At 41.8% G+C, this 20,809-nt stretch carries 18 protein-coding genes; all 18 read right to left on the bottom strand.

Annotated features, from left to right (window positions below):
- Positions 1-57 precede the first annotated feature (57 nt).
- The 18 genes from GK091_RS11205 to GK091_RS11120 all read right to left on the bottom strand — a co-directional run bounded on the left by GK091_RS11205 (position 58) and on the right by GK091_RS11120 (position 20,070).
- Complete coding sequence (locus tag GK091_RS11205) at positions 58-1,125, bottom strand: hypothetical protein (protein ID WP_164037455.1); 1,068 nt, start codon at positions 1,123-1,125, stop codon at positions 58-60.
- Between the two features lie 326 nt (positions 1,126-1,451).
- On the bottom strand, positions 1,452-2,708 hold the full coding sequence (locus GK091_RS11200) for a WcaI family glycosyltransferase (RefSeq protein ID WP_164037451.1): 1,257 nt from the start codon (positions 2,706-2,708) through the stop codon (positions 1,452-1,454).
- A 32-nt stretch (positions 2,709-2,740) separates the two neighbouring features.
- Complete coding sequence (locus tag GK091_RS11195) at positions 2,741-3,622, bottom strand: glycosyltransferase family 2 protein (protein ID WP_164037448.1); 882 nt, start codon at positions 3,620-3,622, stop codon at positions 2,741-2,743.
- 48 nt (positions 3,623-3,670) lie between these two features.
- On the bottom strand, positions 3,671-4,231 hold the full coding sequence (locus GK091_RS11190) for a WcaF family extracellular polysaccharide biosynthesis acetyltransferase (RefSeq protein ID WP_164037443.1): 561 nt from the start codon (positions 4,229-4,231) through the stop codon (positions 3,671-3,673).
- Complete coding sequence (locus GK091_RS11185) at positions 4,224-5,132, bottom strand: glycosyltransferase family 8 protein (protein WP_246202204.1); 909 nt, start codon at positions 5,130-5,132, stop codon at positions 4,224-4,226. The genes GK091_RS11190 and GK091_RS11185 overlap by 8 nt, the downstream gene beginning before the upstream one ends.
- A 115-nt stretch (positions 5,133-5,247) precedes the next feature.
- Positions 5,248-6,426 (bottom strand): glycosyltransferase, encoded by a 1,179-nt coding sequence (locus GK091_RS11180; protein ID WP_246202203.1) that lies wholly within the window; start codon positions 6,424-6,426, stop codon positions 5,248-5,250.
- A gap of 260 nt (positions 6,427-6,686) precedes the next feature.
- Positions 6,687-7,718: a glycosyltransferase family 4 protein gene (locus tag GK091_RS11175; protein ID WP_164037435.1), complete on the bottom strand. Its 1,032-nt coding sequence runs from the start codon at positions 7,716-7,718 to the stop codon at positions 6,687-6,689.
- Between the two features lie 94 nt (positions 7,719-7,812).
- Positions 7,813-9,162 (bottom strand): hypothetical protein, encoded by a 1,350-nt coding sequence (locus GK091_RS11170; RefSeq protein ID WP_246202202.1) that lies wholly within the window; start codon positions 9,160-9,162, stop codon positions 7,813-7,815.
- Positions 9,162-10,424 (bottom strand): glycosyltransferase family 4 protein, encoded by a 1,263-nt coding sequence (locus GK091_RS11165; RefSeq protein ID WP_164037432.1) that lies wholly within the window; start codon positions 10,422-10,424, stop codon positions 9,162-9,164. The genes GK091_RS11170 and GK091_RS11165 overlap by 1 nt, the downstream gene beginning before the upstream one ends.
- 15 nt (positions 10,425-10,439) lie before the next feature.
- Positions 10,440-11,033 (bottom strand): acyltransferase, encoded by a 594-nt coding sequence (locus tag GK091_RS11160; RefSeq protein WP_164037430.1) that lies wholly within the window; start codon positions 11,031-11,033, stop codon positions 10,440-10,442.
- Between the two features lies 1 nt (position 11,034).
- Positions 11,035-12,159 carry a glycosyltransferase family protein gene (locus GK091_RS11155; protein WP_164037427.1) on the bottom strand — a complete coding sequence of 375 codons (1,125 nt, stop codon included), beginning with the start codon at positions 12,157-12,159 and terminating at the stop codon, positions 11,035-11,037.
- 40 nt (positions 12,160-12,199) lie between these two features.
- Positions 12,200-13,183, bottom strand: a complete 984-nt coding sequence (locus GK091_RS11150) for a glycosyltransferase family 2 protein (RefSeq protein ID WP_164037424.1) — start codon at positions 13,181-13,183, stop codon at positions 12,200-12,202.
- A 12-nt stretch (positions 13,184-13,195) separates the two neighbouring features.
- Positions 13,196-13,849, bottom strand: coding sequence for a class I SAM-dependent methyltransferase (locus tag GK091_RS11145; protein WP_164037422.1), 654 nt, complete (start codon positions 13,847-13,849; stop codon positions 13,196-13,198).
- A 51-nt stretch (positions 13,850-13,900) separates the two neighbouring features.
- On the bottom strand, positions 13,901-15,199 hold the full coding sequence (locus GK091_RS11140; RefSeq protein WP_164037417.1) for a lipopolysaccharide biosynthesis protein: 1,299 nt from the start codon (positions 15,197-15,199) through the stop codon (positions 13,901-13,903).
- A 93-nt stretch (positions 15,200-15,292) separates the two neighbouring features.
- The gene (locus GK091_RS11135; protein WP_170312643.1) at positions 15,293-15,889 is read right to left on the bottom strand and encodes a UpxY family transcription antiterminator; all 597 of its coding nucleotides are present in this window, start codon (positions 15,887-15,889) and stop codon (positions 15,293-15,295) included.
- The gene (locus tag GK091_RS11130) at positions 15,867-18,212 is read right to left on the bottom strand and encodes a GumC family protein (protein ID WP_246202201.1); all 2,346 of its coding nucleotides are present in this window, start codon (positions 18,210-18,212) and stop codon (positions 15,867-15,869) included. The genes GK091_RS11135 and GK091_RS11130 overlap by 23 nt, the downstream gene beginning before the upstream one ends.
- A gap of 44 nt (positions 18,213-18,256) precedes the next feature.
- On the bottom strand, positions 18,257-19,006 hold the full coding sequence (locus GK091_RS11125; RefSeq protein ID WP_246202200.1) for a polysaccharide biosynthesis/export family protein: 750 nt from the start codon (positions 19,004-19,006) through the stop codon (positions 18,257-18,259).
- 275 nt (positions 19,007-19,281) lie between these two features.
- Positions 19,282-20,070: a sugar transferase gene (locus GK091_RS11120; RefSeq protein ID WP_246202199.1), complete on the bottom strand. Its 789-nt coding sequence runs from the start codon at positions 20,068-20,070 to the stop codon at positions 19,282-19,284.
- Positions 20,071-20,809 lie beyond the last annotated feature (739 nt).

Raw genomic sequence — 20,809 nt, 5'->3', positions numbered from 1 at the left:
GTCAACTCGTCAATTGGTTCGACCCACGTTCCTGACTACCGGCTAGGTTACCTGTTGTTAGGAACCGCTACCCTGATTGTGGCAGGCATCATACAAGCCAAGAGCTATTACCTGCGCCTGTTTCACCGTAGTGTTGAACGCATCGTTGATCGAGTTCACATCCGTATCCCGGGCGAACTTCGCCGAAGCCACTTTAAGTGTAGACGTAATCGAACAGGTATTGATATCGGCAAGCTGTAGATTGAAATACGCCTGTACCTGCTGGCTATAGATCGTATACGCTAGTGCAGTCAGCAGGTTGTAATTAGTATCACCAATGGTCAACCGGGCACCGTTCAGGTTGCCGATGGTCGCGTTCAGATTTTGGCGGGCAGTGGCGATCAGGCCACTGTATTTTGACAGGTTACCACTCAGGCATCCCTGCACGTCCCCTTCGGCGGCTGATTTAGCGCTTGAATACGTGGCATCCGCCGTGGCTACCTGATTTTTCCGCTCATTTTCCAGGTTATTAATGGCAGAGTCGAATGCATCATTGGCCCGCTTGAAACAGGCATCGCCCGTATAATTAATGGGGAACACCACAATCGGTGGCGCGATGACCGATACGGTTCCTGGTCCCACAACCGAAGTAGTCGTCGGGTAGACGAACTGGCCGTTTACCTGTGGGAAGGTGTACGCAATCAGATACGGCTGTAACGACGGACTAGCGATGAGCGCATTGACAGTTCCCTGTAAACCCGCTGGCAGGGCACCCGTTGATGTTAATGCCGAAAGAACCGCCGGAGAAAAACTACTGCTGAAACCCGTTGGGGTTGCGCCCGTTGACGATAACGCATTTGCCATGTCACCAGCGGCCTGTGGGATAATTCCATCCACAGTTCCACTCTGTGCACTAGCCAGTGCAGCTCTTAACTGAGAGGCTCTAGCCGACTCGGTGATTGTTGACGGTGTAACGTTAACCGGCGGTGGCGCAGATACTTTTGCATTCGGCAGATGCAGATTTTTCAACGCATCAAACGAGAAGGGTTTGAGTGGCTCCGCATCCTCGTTCCGACACGCATAGGTCAGCATGACCAGACAAAGCCCATACATTGACCATACGGCCCTTCGAGTAGTTGTTCTCATGAACGAATCAGTTAATAGAGACTGTGAATTAAAATGGTGTGTGCGTTATCGGTCAGTCCATGCGTACGTTCAGTACCCGTTCATCGGTTTGACCCTTATACCAGTGGCGTTCATGATCACGTTCAGACAGACCTAATTGCACTGTTTAAAGCGTTTTACTACCCTGGTACGGTATTTTCTCTATGCAATTATATGGTATTCAAACCATTATTAGGCTGGTTGATCTAAACACTTCTATTCGAATTTATTATCCGGCGACCCTATTTCCTCACAATAAATGTAACTGAAACCAGTTCGCGTGAAATAGACTGGCCACTGCCGTGAGGTTACTCAGCCAACTCCTTTTCAGAGACGCTCTGCTGTAAACGCAGCAGTTCGTCGCCAAACGCCTGCAAGATCATTTCTTTACTCAGGTATCGTTTGGCGTAGGCTCTGGCGTTCTGCTGGTACACCGACAGGTCAGTTCGACATGCCTGATCGATACCCGCGATCAGCGCATCAGCCGATTCGGGTTCGATGAGGATACCCATCCGGTGTCTATCGATCACATCGTACAGGGTTGTGCCCGGTACGGCGGATACCAGCGCGCACCCGCCAGCCGCCAGAATACTCGTCAGCTTAGAGGGTAATACCAGATCGGAAGCCGATTTTTTCTGGAGTACCAGATGCACATCGGCCGTTGCCAACAGGGCTGACAGCTTCTCGTATGGTTGCAGCGGGTGAAACGATACATTGGTCAGCGCATACTCCCGGACCAGAGCTTCCAGGCGAGCCTTACCCCCACCCGATCCACAGATCAGGAATTTTGTATTCGCACGTGTCTTAAACTGCCTGGCGGCTTCAATGATCAATTCCAGCCCCTGCTTTTCGCCCAGACTACCCGAATACAATACCACCTTATCATCGTCCTGCAAACCCAACTCCGCACGGAGCGATTCGGCACGTGGTAATGGCCTTATGTAGGTGTCATCGACCCAGTTTGGAAATAAGACGCAAGGTGCTTTGATGACGTTCTTTTCGGCGGCTTTCCGAACCATGCCCTCGCTGATGGTCGAGACAACCGTTGAGCGTTTTAGAATGAATTGTTCGATCTGGAAGAGTAAATTCAGAAATCGCTGATTCGTCAGCATGCCCAGTTCTTTGGCCATATCGATCTGCAAGTCCTGCAAATGGAGCCAGAGTGGTGTTTTACGCAACGATGTGTACAGCGCCGGAATCAGACCAATGTGAAAGGGCGGAGCCACACAGATCACCACATCGTAGGGTTTGCCCACCAACACCCGTAGCCAATAGGGTAGACTGCTCATCACAAACGAAAACTCGTGCAGGATGCGCTTCAGCGAGGTTACCTTTTTGGGCACGTAAAAGGGGCACCGATGCACAATGGCCCCCTCAATCGTCTCCGTCAGCCAGAGTTTTCCTTTGTATTGTTTGTGCACCTCCCACTCCGGATAGTACGGCATAGCGGTGATGACCCGAACCGAATGCCCCTGACTGACAAGCCAGGCTCCCATTTCGCCCGTGTATTTACCAACCCCGGTTAATTCAGGAGAGTAATTTATATCGTAAATCAGTATGCGCATTCAGTACTTGTTCGATTCAGTTTCGGATTGACCTAAACAACAGGCTCAGTCTGTTTTGACTTAGTTTGCGCAAGCGTCGCTTTTTCAGCTTGCTTCAATTCCCGTATCTTTAAATAGGTTTGGGTAAAATAGGCCATTTTTAGGATCGCAAACGAAAACCCACGCGTGCCATCACGAAAGCCTCCCATCAAAAAGAAACTGCCCAGAAAGTAAATAGGTCCCAGCCACGGCGTTTGCATGAGCCCATACTTTACTTTTTGCATCCAGGACCATTGCTGGGCAGCTTGTGTATCACTGGTTAACTTTAAATACCGAGCGGCTTCCCAATTGGAATACTCGTTGTGCTTGGTTACGTAATAGGAGACGCCACGAAGGTCCTTATGATCGATCTTGCTACGGATCGTGCCGATTTCTCCGGTAAGCACTGGGTGCTCGTGTATTTCCATATCGAGCTTACTCCACTGATCTTCATCGATCCGTTCGTACTCTCCCGCGCTTACCTGAAACAAAGCGAGTTTGTGCAGAAAGTAGCCGCCTTTATTTTGCTTGCCCAGGAAATAGATGGTGTAACGCAGCCAGTACCCAACCTTGTTTTCATTCCGACCAAGTGTTTCCCGTAACTCGGCTTTAAATTCGTCGGTTAACAGCTCATCCGCATCCAGAAACAGCACCCATTTAGTGGTGGGCGTATGCGAACGCAGATACCAGTTACGCTTCTTTGGAAACTTCCCATTCCAGACAAAGTCAACAACTTCAGCCCCATGCACTCTGGCAATCTCTCTGGTTCGGTCCGTACTTCCTGAATCAATAACCACAACCTGCCGTGCTAAATCTGTCCCAATAGCGTCTAAGCACATTGGTAGATTTTTCTCTTCGTTGCGAGCCGGGATAGCAATGGTTAAATCGAGAAGCATAATATCAAGTTTCGTAGAATAATCGACAGGAAAGATACAGGAGCTTCTTTAAACAGTAATTACCTGACCTAACAGTTTGCGTTCTTTGAGTGGCTTACAGGGATGTCCTGCACAGACCATCCAGGGAGGCATATCACTGGTGACAACAGAGCGTGCCCCTACAACGCACCCTTCACCAATCGTAATTCCTGGGTGAACAAACGCTTCAGCGGCAATCCAGGCATGGTCACCGATAACAATAGGCATAGTGATTAGTGGAAAACCGGGTTGCGTATAATCATGCGTCCCTGCACACAGATGAGCGCCCTGCGAGATAACAGTCCGGCGGCCAATAGTAATTTTCCCTTGAGAATACAAAATAGCACCATTGCCTATGCCACATTCATCACCAAGATCGAGATTCCAAGGAGCCCATATTTTAACGTCGGGATATACATGCACTCCTTGACCTATTCGCGCACCAAAACTACGCAACAAAAACGCTCGCCAGCCATGGAGAGGCTTTGGTGAAAACCGAAACAAAACCCCGTCAACCAGCCCCCAAACAAATCGAGCGATACGGTTTTTAAGCGTAAATGAAGGTCCGGTAAACGTGTCTTGGTTATACATTATTTGCCAATATTTTATTTACAATTAGTTTCACATAAGATCTACGTATTTTCCATGCTCGTTTCAATTCGTTATAACTATATTTTTTAAAACTAGAACTCCAGTCTTCGCTAAGGTACTGCTGCCACTTATAATAGCCATTGTGCGTAAGAATCCCAAATATGTCCCATGGCTTTGGAGATCCTACAAAATGAATTATCATTTTGTCAGAAACATCCGGCTTCGTTGAACCAGCATACCAAGGGCAATTGAAAGCTGGAGGAAGTTGCTCAAAGTTTCCAGCAAAAAGACCGTTCAGTATTGATTGATCGCAAGATAATAGGTCATTTGGATATTGCCTTGCCATATTCAGACACTTTTCTTTAACATTTTCCGAACGCCACCTATCTAAATTAAAGAGTAAAACCCCTGAATTAAAGCTACTCAACTGAGGAGACAATGCTAATTTTTCTACGTAAAATTTATTTTCTAAAGCTGTCTTCAATTGCCCTGCCTCAACTGCTGCTAAAATTCTACCGTTGAAATTGAAATTTCTAATACCTAACACGTCAACTTCAACTATTAAATCCGAATCAAGATAAAGTACCATGGACTCATTAATTAAATCCCCAAGTAACAATCGTCCATATGGAGTAAAATCACCATGGAGTGAGCGAAATTGACCAAAAGTCAGATCAGGATTAATACTTATAAAGCTGTGCTTCCCCAAGTAACGCTCTTTATCAAATAGTTTTGATATAGCATCTTTATCATAAATAGATAAGCTGTTACAAAGAATAAAAATTTTCAATTCTCTTGTATTAGAACAATTTCTAATTAATGAACAAATTGTTGCTCCTAAACCAATTAATCCGAGTTTATTTACGCAAAAAGCTATATTCATTTTTACAATAAGTTTCAAGAAATATACAATATATGTATACCATTTTGATATTGAATTCTTCTAAAAGAATTTCAATGAATATCTAGTTTCATAGTTAAGGGCTATTGTATTTTTCCTTATTGCTTTAAATACATTATATAGCTCTTAAACTAATTGCTTCTTTAAAGCGTAGCGCGGCCTGTTCTATTCCAAAATGATGCTCAAAAGTACCCCTGGCTTTATCACCCATCGCCTTTTTGTTCGTTGGCGTGAATGCTAACCACTGCCGAAGCAATTGCTCAGTGCCAGCGAGAGTATCATCAGCAACCAATCCGCTACCGTCATTCTCAAGCGTTTGCCATATATTAACCTGGTTGGAGATCAATACGGGCTTACCACAAGCTAAAGCTTCCGCTACAGCAATCCCGAAATTCTCCTGATGGCTGGGTAATAGAAACGCGTCACACCCATATAGAGCCCCCCATTTGGCATTTCCGGTCAGCATTCCAGGAAAAAAAATGGATGCTGAAAGCGTAGGTGTATTAGCAATCAATCGCTTCATCTCCTGCCCGTAAGAGGTATCAAGACCCGGTCCAGCAATAACGAGTTTGGGAATTTTTGTCTGATCCGGACTTTCACTTAGAATTGTATTATATGCCTTTATAAGCAAATCAACCCCTTTTTTATAGTTTATTCGACTCAGAAAAAGCAGGTAAGGTTGCTCACCTAAGGCTGAGCATTTTTCCAGAAAAACTGATCGCATATCAGTACTATAAGCCGGAGGAGTTTCAATGCCATAGCCCACATTCGTCTCTCGCTGGGGGTGATAATGGCTGAATGTTTTCCGAGCTAGTATCAGTTCTATTTCCGTTGTAAACAGGATACCGTCAGCCTGATTGACGACCTTATGTTCCATTAACTTCCAATAAATCCAGTTTCGAACTGCCTTGAGTTTACGCTCACGGGTCAACTGAAAATAAGGATCCAACATACCGTGTGGCATAACGAACCATCGCAATTCATTACCTGCAGTTCGAGATTTTCGATGTCGCTGTATTACTTTTCGAGTAGCCTGTGAATGATAAAGCCACAGACCATTTGTAATCACTGCATCAAATCGGTGAAGATTATCCTGTAGCCAGGGCACGAACTTAGGGCTATAGTACCACGCATTTTTTTTAACACCAAGCGCGTGAATGGGAAAAATATCACTACCTAGATAAGCCGCATCAGGCGTATCGAAGCAAACTACTTCCCGATAAACACTAAATTCTTCCAGTGCAGGCGCAGAATTACGGATTCCCTGACAAGGCCCCCCTGTTGAGGGATCCATACTGCCTATAATATGCAGTATTCGCATTTGATAGTCTAAAGGACTCAAGACTTTCTCGTTTAATGTGGATTGATATCATCATGAGTCGTTGAAAAGGATGAAAAAAAATGCTTATTTTTTAACTAAACAAAGTTATTTTAAACAACAAAAGTAAGTTACTCAACTTAAAATAGCTAAACACGACAGTATAGGAGAAGCACTTCTTTGAGCTTACTCTCAAAAATACAGTACATGTATACAATCAAAATTTGCCAATAAACTTATGATCGACTATTTACATATTCATAAACTTCATAATACATAGTTGCAATTCGATCGGGGTCAAACCTTAGTTTATTCGATCGCCCCTTTGAAATTAGTTCGTTTCTGTAAACCTCATCATTTATAACTCTTTCGAAACCTTTACGTATAGACTCGACATCGAACGGATCAACAAGACAAGCTGCATCAGCTGCCACCTCTGGCATTGAGGATATATTGCTTGTTACAACAACCCGCTCTACAGCATTTGCCTCAACAATTGGCATTCCAAAGCCCTCAAACGTTGAAACAAACGACAAAATATCACATTCAATGTACTTTTCCAATAATTGTTCGTTTGAAATATTGTATACATTACTGTAGTCAATAGTGTTATCTTTCAAGGCTTGAAGTTGTTCAGTCGATAATTTTCCTACAATTGTAAGATGGCATTGTATAGTTTTAAGCGCATAAATCAACCTTACTAGATTTTTATTATAGCCTGTCCCAATTTGTAATATTTTAGGTTTATCAGAATTAAATACTTTTAAGTTGGATTGATAGATAGGGTTAATAGAAACAGGTATAACTTTTATCTTTTCGGAGTCACAACTTGTATATTTTATTATTTCTTTTTTAGTAACTTCAGAAATAGTAGTAACTAATTTAGATTTCTTTACAGGCATTTTTAGATAAAGCCATTTTACTACTTTTTTCGAAAAGCCTGTTTTTCTATGTATCATTCCACAATCTAGTACTGTAAGTACAACAGTGCTAGTATTCATTAACATATTTAAAAAATGAATTTCTCCTGTTATATGATTGATTTCAGATTTATTTTGGCGAGTCGTAGCTTCAATTATGTTAATTAATTTTGTCAAATAACCATCATTATAGCACTTGGATATAAACGTCGTTGATTGTATCTTCTGCTGCAATCTTTGTCTTACATCATCAAAAATTGACTCAAGACTAAAGCTGAAACCTTTTCTAGGTCTACGCTGAAAAAAACTAACCCCTATTTTATTTAACTTACTATCAAGCCTTTCCATTAGTCCTACTAATAAGTTCTATAGTTACTTTATCAAAAACCTAAGATTATTTTTCTGTAAATAACTAGGCAAAGCAATTTAACAATTATTTTGCTTAGTTATTCGCCTTCTTTTTTAATGAAGCAAGCAGAAGACCACCCACAAAAACAGAGAAACCTAAAGATGTTGGTTGTGCCCACTGGCCTTGTGCAATCAAAAGAAAGCCTAGACTAAGTATAAGCCAGGGCAAAACATCGTCCTTTTGCAACTTTTTGTAGGATAGAATAGCAAGTTTAAAAGCGAATAGAACTCGTAAAAAAATTACAAATATACCAAGTAATGCACCTAGTTCGCCAATAATTCGACCCCATTCCTGCTCTGCCACTAAAAAAGTTCGTTGTCCCGTTAATAATTGACTTCCAACGTTGGAGCCTAACCCCAAGCCATATCCAAAAAAGGGTAGATCGGTTGAGTTAACCAAAGCGTTGTACATTCCACCGAGAAACCGATCTATAAATACGCCTTCGAGCCCCCCTTCACTTTCATTTGCATCTGTGAATCTGGTCACGAAGACTTCAGTAGATAGTTTAAAAAGGTTCGTTGAATTCAAAATAAATAGCAGTAAGCCAAATACTAGAGTTCCAATGATGAGGTGAGTAATAAACCTTGGCTTACGAAATCCGATGAATAGTGAGAAAATACCTGTGATCACTACTTGAAATAACAATGTCCTGCTGATAGATAACGGAATAGCTACAACCAAGCCAACGGTAGCAGTTATAAGCGCTAATTTATTAACGGATTTGGTGTTAAACCAGAAATAAAAAACGAAGCAACATACAAGGCTAAAAAACAGTGTGTTCCCATTGGCAAACGAAAATACGCCAGGTGGGCGAGAGTAACCCAACACATTCCCAAAACCAGCCCCAGCTAAGTCTCCTCCCACTCCCCGATTTACCCAAGCTGACTGAGGGCTGTAAAATTGAAAAATGACTAACATAACCATAGGCGCAGTAAGCCAAAGTAAAACCTTCCCCATGTTTTCTACGTCATTCTTATTGAGAATAATACCAATAGCGTATAGTGCAGGTATGTGAATTAAGAAAATACGCGCTCCAAATAGCGCTACAGTTAGATTACCATGCCCTATGATAATTGCTGTAATAGTTCCAATTATACCTACTGCAATAGACCCGATTGTAAATGAAGTAAATGGAAACTTTTTTTGCAGAATTAGTCGCAACACTAACCATAAGGCAATAGGATCACGAATAACAAGAAGCGGACTAGCAATTTCAGGTAAAACCCATTTTCGCAAAGCACCCTCAAAAATTAGCAAAATGAAGTACGCCCATACCCCCCGCAATAGCCATACTGATTTTGGCTTTTGACGACTCAGGGAAACCGTGGCTAAGTGATATGGTTCTCTAGGAAATTGGGCAGAGTCGGGAGCAATTGGTAGCATCAAAGGATAGGCTTAGCTATATATTTAGACTCAATTGCTTCTACTAGTTCGCGACCATATACAGCCCAAGGGCGTTTCCTAGCCGTTTCGAGCGCGGCTTTCCCAGCTTTACCAATTTGCTTTGGGTCTGACAATAAATTTTCAATAGCTGTACGGAGCGATTGTATTGAGGCTGCTTCAACAAGCCAACCGTTTTGCCCATGTTCTATTAAATCTGGTCCTGCACAACGATTACTAGCAATAACGGGCGTTCCCTGTGACATTGCTTCTGTTATAACAAGGCCAAACCCGTCGAACAAGGATGGAAAAACTAGAACGTCATGTTCGCGCATAAGTTGTAGTATTTCTGGATGCGGCAAACTTGGTATCCATTTATGACGCAATAACGCTTTATCAAGGGCCGGGCAGTCATTAGTAACTTTGTTACCTACGACAGTCAACGTGACCTGCTTAGTTAAGCCCTCAACAGCAGCAAAAAGATCAGCAATACCTTTTTGCTGGGATAGCTTCCCAACAAAAAGCAATTTAAGTTTATTTTTATCAAAGGTATCCCAATACGTTTTAGGAGTACATACGGGCGGAAAGCCATATGGAATTACATGAACAGGTGCTAATAAGCCTGGAAACTCATGAAGCGTTTGAGCTGTAAACTGGCTAGCTACAAAAATCTGATCAGCTAAGGATAACTCTTCATCTTTATTAGCCAATTTTTCAGGAGAGTCTTTATAGCTAGGCATTGTAGCTATCCAATCAGGCCATCGCTCACGCTCCACTTCTAATAAGCGTTTCGCGGCCCGCCAATGACCCGTTGGCAGATCAAACAAACAGGGAATACCAAGTCGTTTAGCCTCCCTAAATGAAAAAAGCGCACCATCATCATACGCATAAACAGATTTTGGACCGCTCGCCAGTGAACGCCTTAAACTCTTTGCTACACTTTTATCTAAGTTCTTGTAAACCGAGTCAATAGAGAAAAAACTGTGCTCGTTCTGTATTAAGTTTCTAAATCTTGTTTTTGACAATAATAGCCTAGCAAACTCACGAAAGGGATGAGTAATGGTAAATAGTTTTATAATTTGATCATATCTTCGTCTTTTTATTTCTGACAAGTACTGTATTTTCCCTAATCTGTCGAGCGGATCATTGTTGAATAAGGCAATTGTCGTATGATAATTGGCTAGAATATCGACTTGAGCAAAATAATTAGTGGTCGCTCGAACATTCGCATTACCAGTTGGATGGGATATAATTATTTTTCTCATTTTGATTAACATTATCTATCCGACTAACCACGCCCGGTTAGCTGCTAAAAATTCGCAAGGGTTGTATTCTAAAACGGAACATCGCTTTTTATGAATCGGTTTGGCTGGATTACCAGCTACAATTTCGTTTGGCAACACGGATTTACTTACTACTGCACCTGCTCCCACCACTGCACCTTTACCAATATGAACTCCAGGAAGAATAATTGCTCCCGTTGCTATCCAAGCATAATCGTCAATGATGATTGGGGCTTTTACTCGCTTCCAGTCTGAATCACTAACACTATGAGATGCGGTGAGGAACTGAACTCCGTCATTAATACAAACCCTGTCACCTATAATTATCTTATCATGCGAAGCCATATAAACCCGTCCTATGAACGAAAAAGCCCCTATTGATAAATTACTTTTTGAACCGTCAATAGTTAGCTTTCCAATTTCTGCACATTCATTTATATGAGCACCATTCTGTACCAATATTGTACGGCGCATATTTCTTTTTAGTAGTTCTATAATCGAAAATATACGCTTCCCCCAAGCCTTAATGAATTGCTTAGAACAAATAGGAAATCTAGCTTGATTCTTCCATAGATAATTCAGGCTTGCCATACTAATTATTGTGTAGATCATGTAGAAACTGAGTAACTATTTCAACAAGTTTATAAGATTTTAATTCACTATGTTGAGTTAGTAAATATTGTTTTAAGTTACCTACTTGATAATCGAGAATACCAGTAGGTAGTTTTAAAATGAAACTATTACGCGGTTTCCATGGCCGGGAAACACAAATAACTGGTAAGCCATGCGCCTTCATCGTGGCAACTACACTACTTTTGTCTACCAAGGCAAATGGGGTAGTTGTAATTCCAAAAGTTGCATTTGATAGTGCCTCTGAAACCTTTGTAGCAGGTTGCTCTCCAGTATCAATTACGCTTAAAGCTTGATCGAGCCAGGCTTTTTTCCATCGTTGTTGTTCGACACTGTATTTACCAATAAGCACTAGCTCAGCTAAAAGACCAGTACTTTTGCAAAAGTGACTTACTTCACTTGCAAATTCTTTTACAGGAGCACCATGATGCACTGAACCAAATATTACAAAAGAAATAGTACTCTCTAGTTTTTTATCCTTATGGAGAAGTTGGTTATTGTAGGAATACACAGGAATGTTTGAGGGTAATGGGAGTATAGCTACATTTGAATTACCCTTAGCGATAGAGAGTTGATAAAGTTGCGTGTGCGTATGAACAACTGAGGGATCCAATTTAGTTAATAACGCATAAACCAGTGCTTCTTGCAACAATCCCCAAATCTTATGCTTAAATGAAGCTTCTTGTTCCATACCTACCCATAATTCATGAAACATAATGTGCCATTTTCTATCACAGCCAAGTTGCTTCAGATAATTACCTAGTCCAAAGGTTAATCCTTTGTTATGAAAGCCAAATGGAACATATTGAAGACTTAACCAATCAGGCTCGATCGTATCAACCCACTTCTTTGCCCGCTCAAATCGTTGTTTAGACGACCAGATAGCCGGTATGCGCAGAACAGGAATGCTTACACCGTTAGCTGTTTGAACTCCCATGCATTCATCAGTAAGTGCTTTATCATTCAGGGCAACAAGGGAAACTTGGTGGCCTTGAAGAATTAATTCACTAGCTAATTGACGAGTGTAATCGCCCACGCCATCCCGACCAGGCTCGAGAGAAGGACAGAGGAATACTATGTTTAGCATGTCTCTTCTTTTACTAATAAGGTATTTATGACCTCTTTTATTAAGAAATATTCTTATATTTTCTTAGTAGCTTAAAAATTGGCGATGGTAATAGTCGATTTAATATATAATACCTGACAAACCATTTGGGATGAATGCCTATTTCGGATACTATTTGGAAGATATACCTCATAATATCTTTTATATTTTTGGTTTCTTTAGCTTCTTTATAAACAAGTTTTTGAGTGATGTTTTTAAGCATATATATTTTTATTATGATCTCATCAAAGTGATTATTCTTTAAATAAGATAGCATTGCATCTGAAGATTGTATGGCTCGTATACTTTTTTCTATTATTTTTTTCTGATCAGAGCTTCTTGGAGACGAGTAGTTAGATGAGTGTACGCGCCACACGGATAGTGGATTCTTAAATATGAATGATTTCCCATAAGGTAAAACAGCTAATAATAAAAATTCGTCAATGTACATATCAACTTCTAAAGGAATATTAATTGACTGAAGGATAGATGTACGTGCCGCGTATGTCGATCCACCCCCAAAAAGAATATTATTTTCATAAAAATACTTCAGTAATTCAACTCCTGAAATTATTTTATCAGTGATTTTAAATGGAATATCTTCTATACCCATACTTTGTTCTTTATTGTCTATTAGGTTTGCAGATGAGGCAACATGAACAACATCTGAATTTAACTCAAAAATCTCAACAAAATTTTTAATTTTATCATGTAAAAAATAGTCATCTGCATCTAAATTAAAAATATACTTCCCAGTGCAGACAGATATAGCTTTCTTCGTTGCACAAGCTTTTCCTTGATTGTTCTGACGAATATAAATTAATTCACCGTCTGATTGAAGAACATTTAGTAGTTCCTCTGTATTATCAGTTGATCCATCATCAACCACCACCACCTCGATTTTATCCCAAGAATAGCTTTGTTGCTTTAAACTATTTATTGCATCAAGGATATAATGAGCATAGTTATACGTAGGAATAATGACAGACACGAGTGGAAGTTCCATTGTTAACAACGTTTAGCGGACGGCTTTACGAAGGGTAAAAATAAACTGAAACCCAAATAAACCTGGATAAACTCGTACGAAGTAATTGTCAATACGTTTTGCAATCGAAGGGAACAAAGTCCGAAATATAGGTAAAGGGAAAATCCCTGTTGCTTCTTTACTAACTATTTCAAAACCGGCATCAATACACATTTGCTGTGCTGAAGGCCAATCGAAAAAGCGAAAGTGAGTAACATCCATTAAGCCTCCTTCTTGCGAATAAGTGAACTTACCTCTAAGAAATTTTAATCTTTGTTTGTAAAACATTATATTAGGAAGCGCAACAATACTCATACCGCTATTTTTCAAATATGGAGTAAAACCCGCTAGTACTTGTGTTGGTTGATATGTGTGTTCAAGAACATGCGACAAAATTACACAGTCAAACTCTGTATTTAGAATTGGAATTTTCTCATTTAAGTCTACTAACCATACTTTATCCAAGTATTGTTCAGCAACTTGCATTTCGCTTTGGGAGTATGTAATACCATATACTTTACGATGAGGTTGCTGTTTTTTGAGGGCGTTACCCATTTCTCCTGTACCGCAACCTATGTCTAATATACTTGCAGCTTGAGCGGTTACTTTATTGAAAACAGGTATATTTAAAGCGTTATAATTAATCATAATTTTATTAAATTAAATGTGTTATTTCACCTTTTTTTCGATTAAGTCTTATTAATAGTTGCTTTTAGAAATAGACTTCACCTTTAGGAATCCATAAATTAAGTGAATAACTAATTGGACTCCAGCTAAAAACACGTTTAGGAGTAGTATACCGGACAAAGTTGAATAATCAAAAATAAAAATTCCAACAATAGTTGCTATTATATTGATTGGAATCAATATAATAGGTCTGATAGCAAAACCTCTGCAACTATACAAACCAAAAGCTACACCAGATAATATGCTTGTACAACCGCCTATAATGCTTATCGTTAATTCTGATTCCAAATGACTGTAATTTTCGCCCAATATAGAAAGAAGCTTATCGCTAAACAACCAACTACAGCTAACTATTCCTATACAAACGAATGCTAATAGAATTTGAACTTTAATGAAAAAGCCTATTAAAAGCTTGTCTTCAGATAGTCGAGCAAAACGAGGCACAACGAGTGTTGAGTACAACAAAGTTAACACACTTAGAGATGCATTGAAGCGGCTCAAGGCACCTGCTTGAGCGATTGAAGAAGTCTGTCCAAATATAGAGATTAACCAAATCGTAAGTTGACCTGACAAGCAGTAATATATAGAATCAGGTAATATCCGTTTGACCGATACCATTATTTCTGCCCTTATCAGTTTATCTGGAATTGCTTGTAAATCAGCGTAAGCGTTAGCCAGTTTTTTCAATCTCTTATTTGATTGTATCTGAGGAATTCCTGATGCTAGTAAAGCAGTTCCCGCCCAAGGGAAAATAAACACAGAGAGGCTGAGTATTATCAATCGTATAATACTATTTTCTAATTGATTCTTTTGCAGTGGCTTAATGGATTGGTGAAGTTTTAGTGGAATTTGAAGTAACGTTCCATATATTGTTGTCAAAAAAGCAGGAAGCAGAGATAGAATAATTAGCGAAGAGACTAAAATATTTGCTCCATGGTGGTCCAGTAAAAAAAATACTACAGGAGTAACTAGTGAAAAACTTACTAAGGCGAATGCCTTACGAAGATTTAAACCTGTTGAGATAACAGTTCCTAATTTTTGATAGTTATTCCACACTTTACCCCCAGTTGCCATCACACCAATTGCAATACCCCCATCTGCTAGCACTGCCATTGTTCCCAGCATTGTATTAGCAATAGTGTAGTAAGCATATTCTTGAGTAGGTAATAACCGTATTGTTAGAATACCCCCTAATAGTGCAATGACTTGAATGGTTATTTGTGCCCCACCCGTAATAGTTACCAGCTTTCCCCACTCAAAAGCATTGGCATATTTCGGATTGGTATAAATAGCTTGTATTAAGGCTCTCATTGTTTACAGCTTCGCCTTATCAGTCCCAATTTCAGAACTTAAGAAGAACTTTTATTTACTATCGCGTACTAAAAAAAAGTGCGAACAAATTATCTATGATCTAATTATAGTTTTACTATAATCAACGCTGATCATTATGTCTAAAATTTCGAGCATAATCACTGTGATCTTACCTTCTTGCCTCATTACTATACCCTCTCTCTGAGCAAACGTTCCAGAGCAAATCTTAGCCCGGCTCCCAGTCTCGAGTCGAGTAAGTTTCAACTGATTGTTATCTACTTCATTCAGCATAAGTTGGATTGCCTCAATCTCTACATCCCGTACTATAGCTGGTTTATTCAGCCAGTACAAATATCGAACAATACCAGGCACTGCAAATACGCGATTGCGTTCTGGTTCAGGAAGCTTCACAAAGCAGTAAGACCGAAATTGAGGCTCTTCAACTACCTTTATTCGATCCGACCATTTACGTTGAGTCTTTATTACAGGGCAGTATACCTCTATGTCCAACTGACGCAGCTTTTCCGCCACTAGTTTTTCGTTACGAGACTTTATATATAACACAAACCAGGGAATACGTTTTATTGATACAACGATTATCAGGATGTTGTTAATGTTCCTGCTTACATCCCTTTTTATGATTACAGATTTATTCCCATTTATTCTGTTAGCTCTTTGAATCTTCGCCATATTTGTAGGCGTATCCGTAACCGTAGCCATAGTCTTGACTGTGGCGATAGTCAACGCCGTTGAAGATTACGTTCAAGGATTTGAATTTCTTACTGGCCTGTAAATTAGCCAGGAAGCCCATATAGGTTTTGGGTGTGTAGCCGTAACGAACCAGATAGAAAGCGGTATCCACGTAAGCCCCTAGCAATGGTGCGTCGGCTACCAGCGCAACGGGTGGTGTATCAATAATGATATAATCGAACTGTTTACGAAGCGCACTCAGCAGAATCTTCATACGTCCGTTTGACAGTAATTCCGATGGATTTGGGGGAATTGGTCCGCTTGGGATTAAATACAGATTCGGGTGAAGGACTGTTGAATGAATCAGATCACCAATTTCGGCCTGTCCAATCAAGTAGTTTGATATGCCTCGGCTCTTACCCGTTGTCAAACCCAAGTAGCTGGCAATTTTGGGTTTTCGAAGATCCAATTCCAGGATAATAACTTTTTTGTTTAACAATGCCAGGCTCGATGCCAGATTAATACTAACAAAGCTTTTCCCTTCGCCACTAATAGAGGATGTTAGCAGAATCACCTGTCCATCGTTCATCTCCTCTCCTCCGGCGGCATACTGCAAATTGGCGCGAAGTATTTTAAATTGCTCCGCGATAACGCTATTCTGCGCCACATCGATAATATTATCTTTCAACCCTTTGGGCTTTTTCATAATTTCGCCAAAGATGGCAAGCCCCGTTTCGCTTTCAATATCCTTACGGGATTGTACCTTGTCGTTCAACAGGTTTTTAACCGATATAAAACCCATTGGCAATAGTAAACCGGTCAAAAAGGCAACTAAATATATGTTCGTCTTATTAGGCTTAATGGGATAAGGCGGGCTATAGGGGTCATCAACTACCCGGCTATCGGTAACGGTAGAGGCATAGGAAATAGCGGTTTCTTCCTTTTTTTGCAACAGCAACAGGTATAAGCTCTCTTTAATACCCTGTTGTCGCTTTATGCTGACAAACTCACGCTCTTTACGCGGAATCGTCCGGATTGAGGATTCGAAACGATTGTTTAACTGTTGAAGACTCGTACGCGTTACCAGCAGGTTTTTTCGTTGATTATCCACGCTTTCTTTAATCGCACTTTTTGTGTTAGCGACTTGTGCGTTAACCGTTTGTAAAAATGGGTTGTCGAGTTGGGTTGTCCGGGCATACTTTTCCTGCTGCGTTTGTAACTCGTTCAGTTTCGTCAGCAATTCAATCAGAATTGGATCAGTAACCGTGAGCATCGCCGGAGCAACACCACTCTGACTGCTTTTTAGGTAGCTCTCGACGCCGTCCAGTACTTTAAGTTGAATATCAACTTCGTTTAGTTTAGCGTCGTTGTCTTTTACTGCCCCCAGAAACAGGTTTCCTTCGGCGCTCAGGTCCGTAATGCCTTTAGTGCTTTTATACGTTTCTACATCGCGTTCCACGTTATCGAGTTCGCCGGTTATCAGCCGAAGGCGTTCATCAATAAACTGAAGCGTATTTGTTGCTTCCCGGTTTTTGTCGGCTAGGGCCGAGTATGTATACGCTTCGAGTAATTTGTTAAGCACCGCTTTGCCCTTGGTCGGTACAGCATCGTCGAGCGTTAATTTAAGAACTGTACTTTTCTGGTTTAATAGTTCTACTTTTATGGCTGATTTGTAACGCTGCGCTACACTCTCGCGGTCGTAAAAAGCTACTTTAATTAAATTATTATCATTGTGATAGAGTGAATCGTTGAAGAACACCCGAAACCTACCGTACTCGTTGTTCACATTTTGGCTAAAAGCATATCGTCCTTTAGGCTGCCCATCCTGATCTTGTAACTCATACTGCTGTTTGTTCAGGATTTTGATAAATACCGGTCCTTCATAAGCGGCTGATGTCAATTTACCCGAATAGACCCAAATAGGAGAAGTCCCGTAGATTTCTTCATCGCTCCGCACGTCCCCCTGTTTAAAATAACCAACAGTTAGGTTGAGGTCGTCAACAACACGCAGCATCAGACTACGTGATTTTAGTAGCTCGATTTCGTTTTCAACAATCTTATTACCCTGCGTCGCTTCTACTTCTTTTAGAATATCTTCTGCCGAGCTTTTGGGCTGATTCTTAATTAATAGAACAGCGTTAACTTGGTAAATAGGCGTAGTGTAACGTAAATACCAGTAGGCTGCACCCAGCGTAAGTCCAATAGAGAGGACAAACCAGTACCAGTACCGCAGGTATTTGAGGAAGAATAAGCGTAAATCAAAAGGAGTTTCCTTTTCTCCCAGAAAATTAGTGGTCGTTTCCGTCATTCGTACGCTACTCATTTAGTCAACTGCTCTTCGTCCAAGCTCCCCTACAAACGACATCTCTACCTCACTAAGATATTGACAATTACTATCACAGCCGATGTTATGCTGACAAAAATGGGTAGCAGTTGAATCGTTCGATCCGTCTGCGTAACCTTTCCAGGACGTGATTCCACGTAAACGACATCGTTGTTTTGAATAAAATAATACGGTGTGTCGAGTACCTGGCGGTTGGTTAGGTCAACCTTGATGATTTCCCGTTTATCGGCGGTAGTCCGCAGGATCATTACGTTGTCCCGTCGGCCAAAGACCGTTAGATCACCGGCAATGCCGATCACCTCGGGCAACGTCCGGTGGTTATCCAGCAGGTTGTAGACTCCCGGACGGGTGACTTCGCCAATGACCGTAAATTTGTGATTGAGGTGTCGAACGTTTACCGTGGGTTCTTTCAGGTATTTCGACAGTTTTTCGTTCATGAACACCCCCGCTTCTTCAAGCGTCAGGCCACTCAGTTTCACTTTGCCCACCAGCGGCATCTCCACATTCCCCGCCGGATCGACCAGATAGCCCAGGGGTTGATTTCCCGTACCCGATCCATAGGTAGCCAATGGCACGGAACTTGTATTCAGAATATTGAACAGGGCGTTTGATTCGTCGCTCAGGCTGGTCACGATAATCGCCAAGACATCGTTGGGCTGGATGCGCGACACCGGGGGGATAAGCGTAGCCAATGTTGCATAGCGGGCTGTATCGGTAGCCCCCTGCCCCTGAAAGTAGGTAATCGACTTCGTTGTAGCACAGGAGTAGAACATGGATGCTAGAACAAAACAGGTAATGGCATGAAGTAAACAAGTACGGTACCTGACTCTCAGTAAAACTTTTGTCATACTCAACGGCTCCGGGGCCGAACTTAGTTGGTGAAGGACAAAGTTAGCAATCCTTCATGTGGATGCAACGTTATCACTTCAGCTAGTGGCGATTCTGGTTGTGCCTATTAATCAGGAACTAACCGAACCGCCGATTCCAGATTCTACAGTGCCGTTGGCAGCGTAGTTAGTCGGGTCATTCGCAATCGATCGGCCCGAATTTACCAGGCGTTTTTATCACCGGTAAACATGAGCCCCACCGTCCGCATACAGATTTTCATATCGAGCAGAAACGTTTGCCGGGGAATGTACACGTGATCGTACCGCACCCGATGATCCATCCGTTGTGTCATGCCGGTGGCTCCCCGCGAGCCACGTACCTGCGCTAACCCGGTAATGCCCGGCTTCGCCCAATACCGTTCCCGATAGGCCGTTTCTGACCAGTGCATGGCGTCGTGCGGAATGGCGTGCGGACGCGGGCCAACCAGACTCATATCACCCATCAAGACATTCAGGAACTGGGGCATCTCGTCCAGATTGGTCTTGCGTAGGAAGCGACCCAGACGCGTAACCCGGGCGTCCTCCCGCTCCGTCTGCCGGAAGCCGCTCCTTGGTTGGGCGTGGCGCATCGTGCGAAATTTAAAGCAAGCAAAAGGCACCGCTCGCCGGCCTGATCGTTTCTGAATAAAGAAGAACGGCCCCCGCGACTCGAGCATGATCAGGATCCCAACAACGGGGATCAGCCAGGACAGGACAAAAACGGTGATAACACCAGCAATCAGCACATCGCTCATCCGCTTGCCATAGCGCGTGTAGAACGAAGCAACGGGTAACGAAACTACGTATTGGGCAGCCTCCCACGGTAACTGGATGTGGGGAGCCGGAGCTGGTTTATTAGGTTTCGAAACCGGTTCTACTAGTATTTCCTGGGTGTGGGGAGCAAAGTCATCGGCCCAGTCATTCGACACAAACGTAGACTCAGTGAGCTGAAGGGTAGAGGCTCTATTCATATAGTGTGGACAAACAAGAGGATTGAAAGAGTTATATTACAGGTATGAATTGAATCTAATTCCTTCGTTCAGCTTTTTACCTAACGGTTTTCTATAGAATTGCGTAGGTATCGGGGTCTGTAATCCGCTGTACATGCAATAATAATCACATTTCGTGGGTCTGAAGGTGTATAAAATTTGTATTTATTATTCGGCGACCGACTTAAATTTGGGTAACATTCTCAGCCAAAGTCAGATTATGGCGTCTTTCTGCTCATATTTTCCGGTTCTGGTGCATGGAAAGGCAGATCTGGCGTGGTACGAAAACAATAGAATAGTATCATTTTTTCATACGCTTCCGATTCGGTTCCATCGACTTAATCCGATTGCGGGTTTTATCCATCTGGTTCGCTCTATTCAGCGTCTTTTCTCCGTATCGGGCATACATGAACGAATCTGTCTGTTTTTCATACGACCGCAACGTTGTTCGCTACCCGGCTGACTATAAACCATGCCGTGCCCGTATTACCTTATCCTGCTATACGTCGCGAGCCGAACACCCGTGGCATTAGTGGAGCACTAATTTTCGGGTAGATATGAATAACTTAGTATGAAGGATTCGACAAATGAGTTAGCGTTCGTATTAGAAAAATACTATTTTTTTTCATCCTTCTAACTTACTATCAAGTCAGTAACCAGCCTTACCATTGACTCTAAGGTACCATTACGCGCCTGTATGTATCACCACTTCCATGGTAGA

It is taken from the genome of Spirosoma agri, from assembly GCF_010747415.1.
Taxonomy (GTDB): Bacteria; Bacteroidota; Bacteroidia; order Cytophagales; family Spirosomataceae; genus Spirosoma; species Spirosoma agri.
This window is presented reverse-complemented; position numbering and strand designations above follow the sequence as displayed.

Bases quoted from the DNA above. Each gene is read 5' to 3' on its own strand.
- GK091_RS11205 (WP_164037455.1), bottom strand. From the start codon at position 1,125: ATGAGAACAACTACTCGAAGGGCCGTATGGTCAATGTATGGGCTTTGT.
- GK091_RS11200 (WP_164037451.1), bottom strand. From the start codon at position 2,708: ATGCGCATACTGATTTACGATATAAATTACTCTCCTGAATTAACCGGG.
- GK091_RS11195 (WP_164037448.1), bottom strand. From the start codon at position 3,622: ATGCTTCTCGATTTAACCATTGCTATCCCGGCTCGCAACGAAGAGAAA.
- GK091_RS11190 (WP_164037443.1), bottom strand. From the start codon at position 4,231: ATGTATAACCAAGACACGTTTACCGGACCTTCATTTACGCTTAAAAAC.
- GK091_RS11180 (WP_246202203.1), bottom strand. From the start codon at position 6,426: ATGGATCCCTCAACAGGGGGGCCTTGTCAGGGAATCCGTAATTCTGCG.
- GK091_RS11175 (WP_164037435.1), bottom strand. From the start codon at position 7,718: ATGGAAAGGCTTGATAGTAAGTTAAATAAAATAGGGGTTAGTTTTTTT.
- GK091_RS11170 (WP_246202202.1), bottom strand. From the start codon at position 9,162: ATGCTACCAATTGCTCCCGACTCTGCCCAATTTCCTAGAGAACCATAT.
- GK091_RS11165 (WP_164037432.1), bottom strand. From the start codon at position 10,424: ATGAGAAAAATAATTATATCCCATCCAACTGGTAATGCGAATGTTCGA.
- GK091_RS11160 (WP_164037430.1), bottom strand. From the start codon at position 11,033: ATGGCAAGCCTGAATTATCTATGGAAGAATCAAGCTAGATTTCCTATT.
- GK091_RS11155 (WP_164037427.1), bottom strand. From the start codon at position 12,159: ATGCTAAACATAGTATTCCTCTGTCCTTCTCTCGAGCCTGGTCGGGAT.
- GK091_RS11150 (WP_164037424.1), bottom strand. From the start codon at position 13,183: ATGGAACTTCCACTCGTGTCTGTCATTATTCCTACGTATAACTATGCT.
- GK091_RS11145 (WP_164037422.1), bottom strand. From the start codon at position 13,849: ATGATTAATTATAACGCTTTAAATATACCTGTTTTCAATAAAGTAACC.
- GK091_RS11140 (WP_164037417.1), bottom strand. From the start codon at position 15,199: ATGAGAGCCTTAATACAAGCTATTTATACCAATCCGAAATATGCCAAT.
- GK091_RS11135 (WP_170312643.1), bottom strand. From the start codon at position 15,889: ATGGCGAAGATTCAAAGAGCTAACAGAATAAATGGGAATAAATCTGTA.
- GK091_RS11130 (WP_246202201.1), bottom strand. From the start codon at position 18,212: ATGAGTAGCGTACGAATGACGGAAACGACCACTAATTTTCTGGGAGAA.
- GK091_RS11125 (WP_246202200.1), bottom strand. From the start codon at position 19,006: ATGTTCTACTCCTGTGCTACAACGAAGTCGATTACCTACTTTCAGGGG.
- GK091_RS11120 (WP_246202199.1), bottom strand. From the start codon at position 20,070: ATGAATAGAGCCTCTACCCTTCAGCTCACTGAGTCTACGTTTGTGTCG.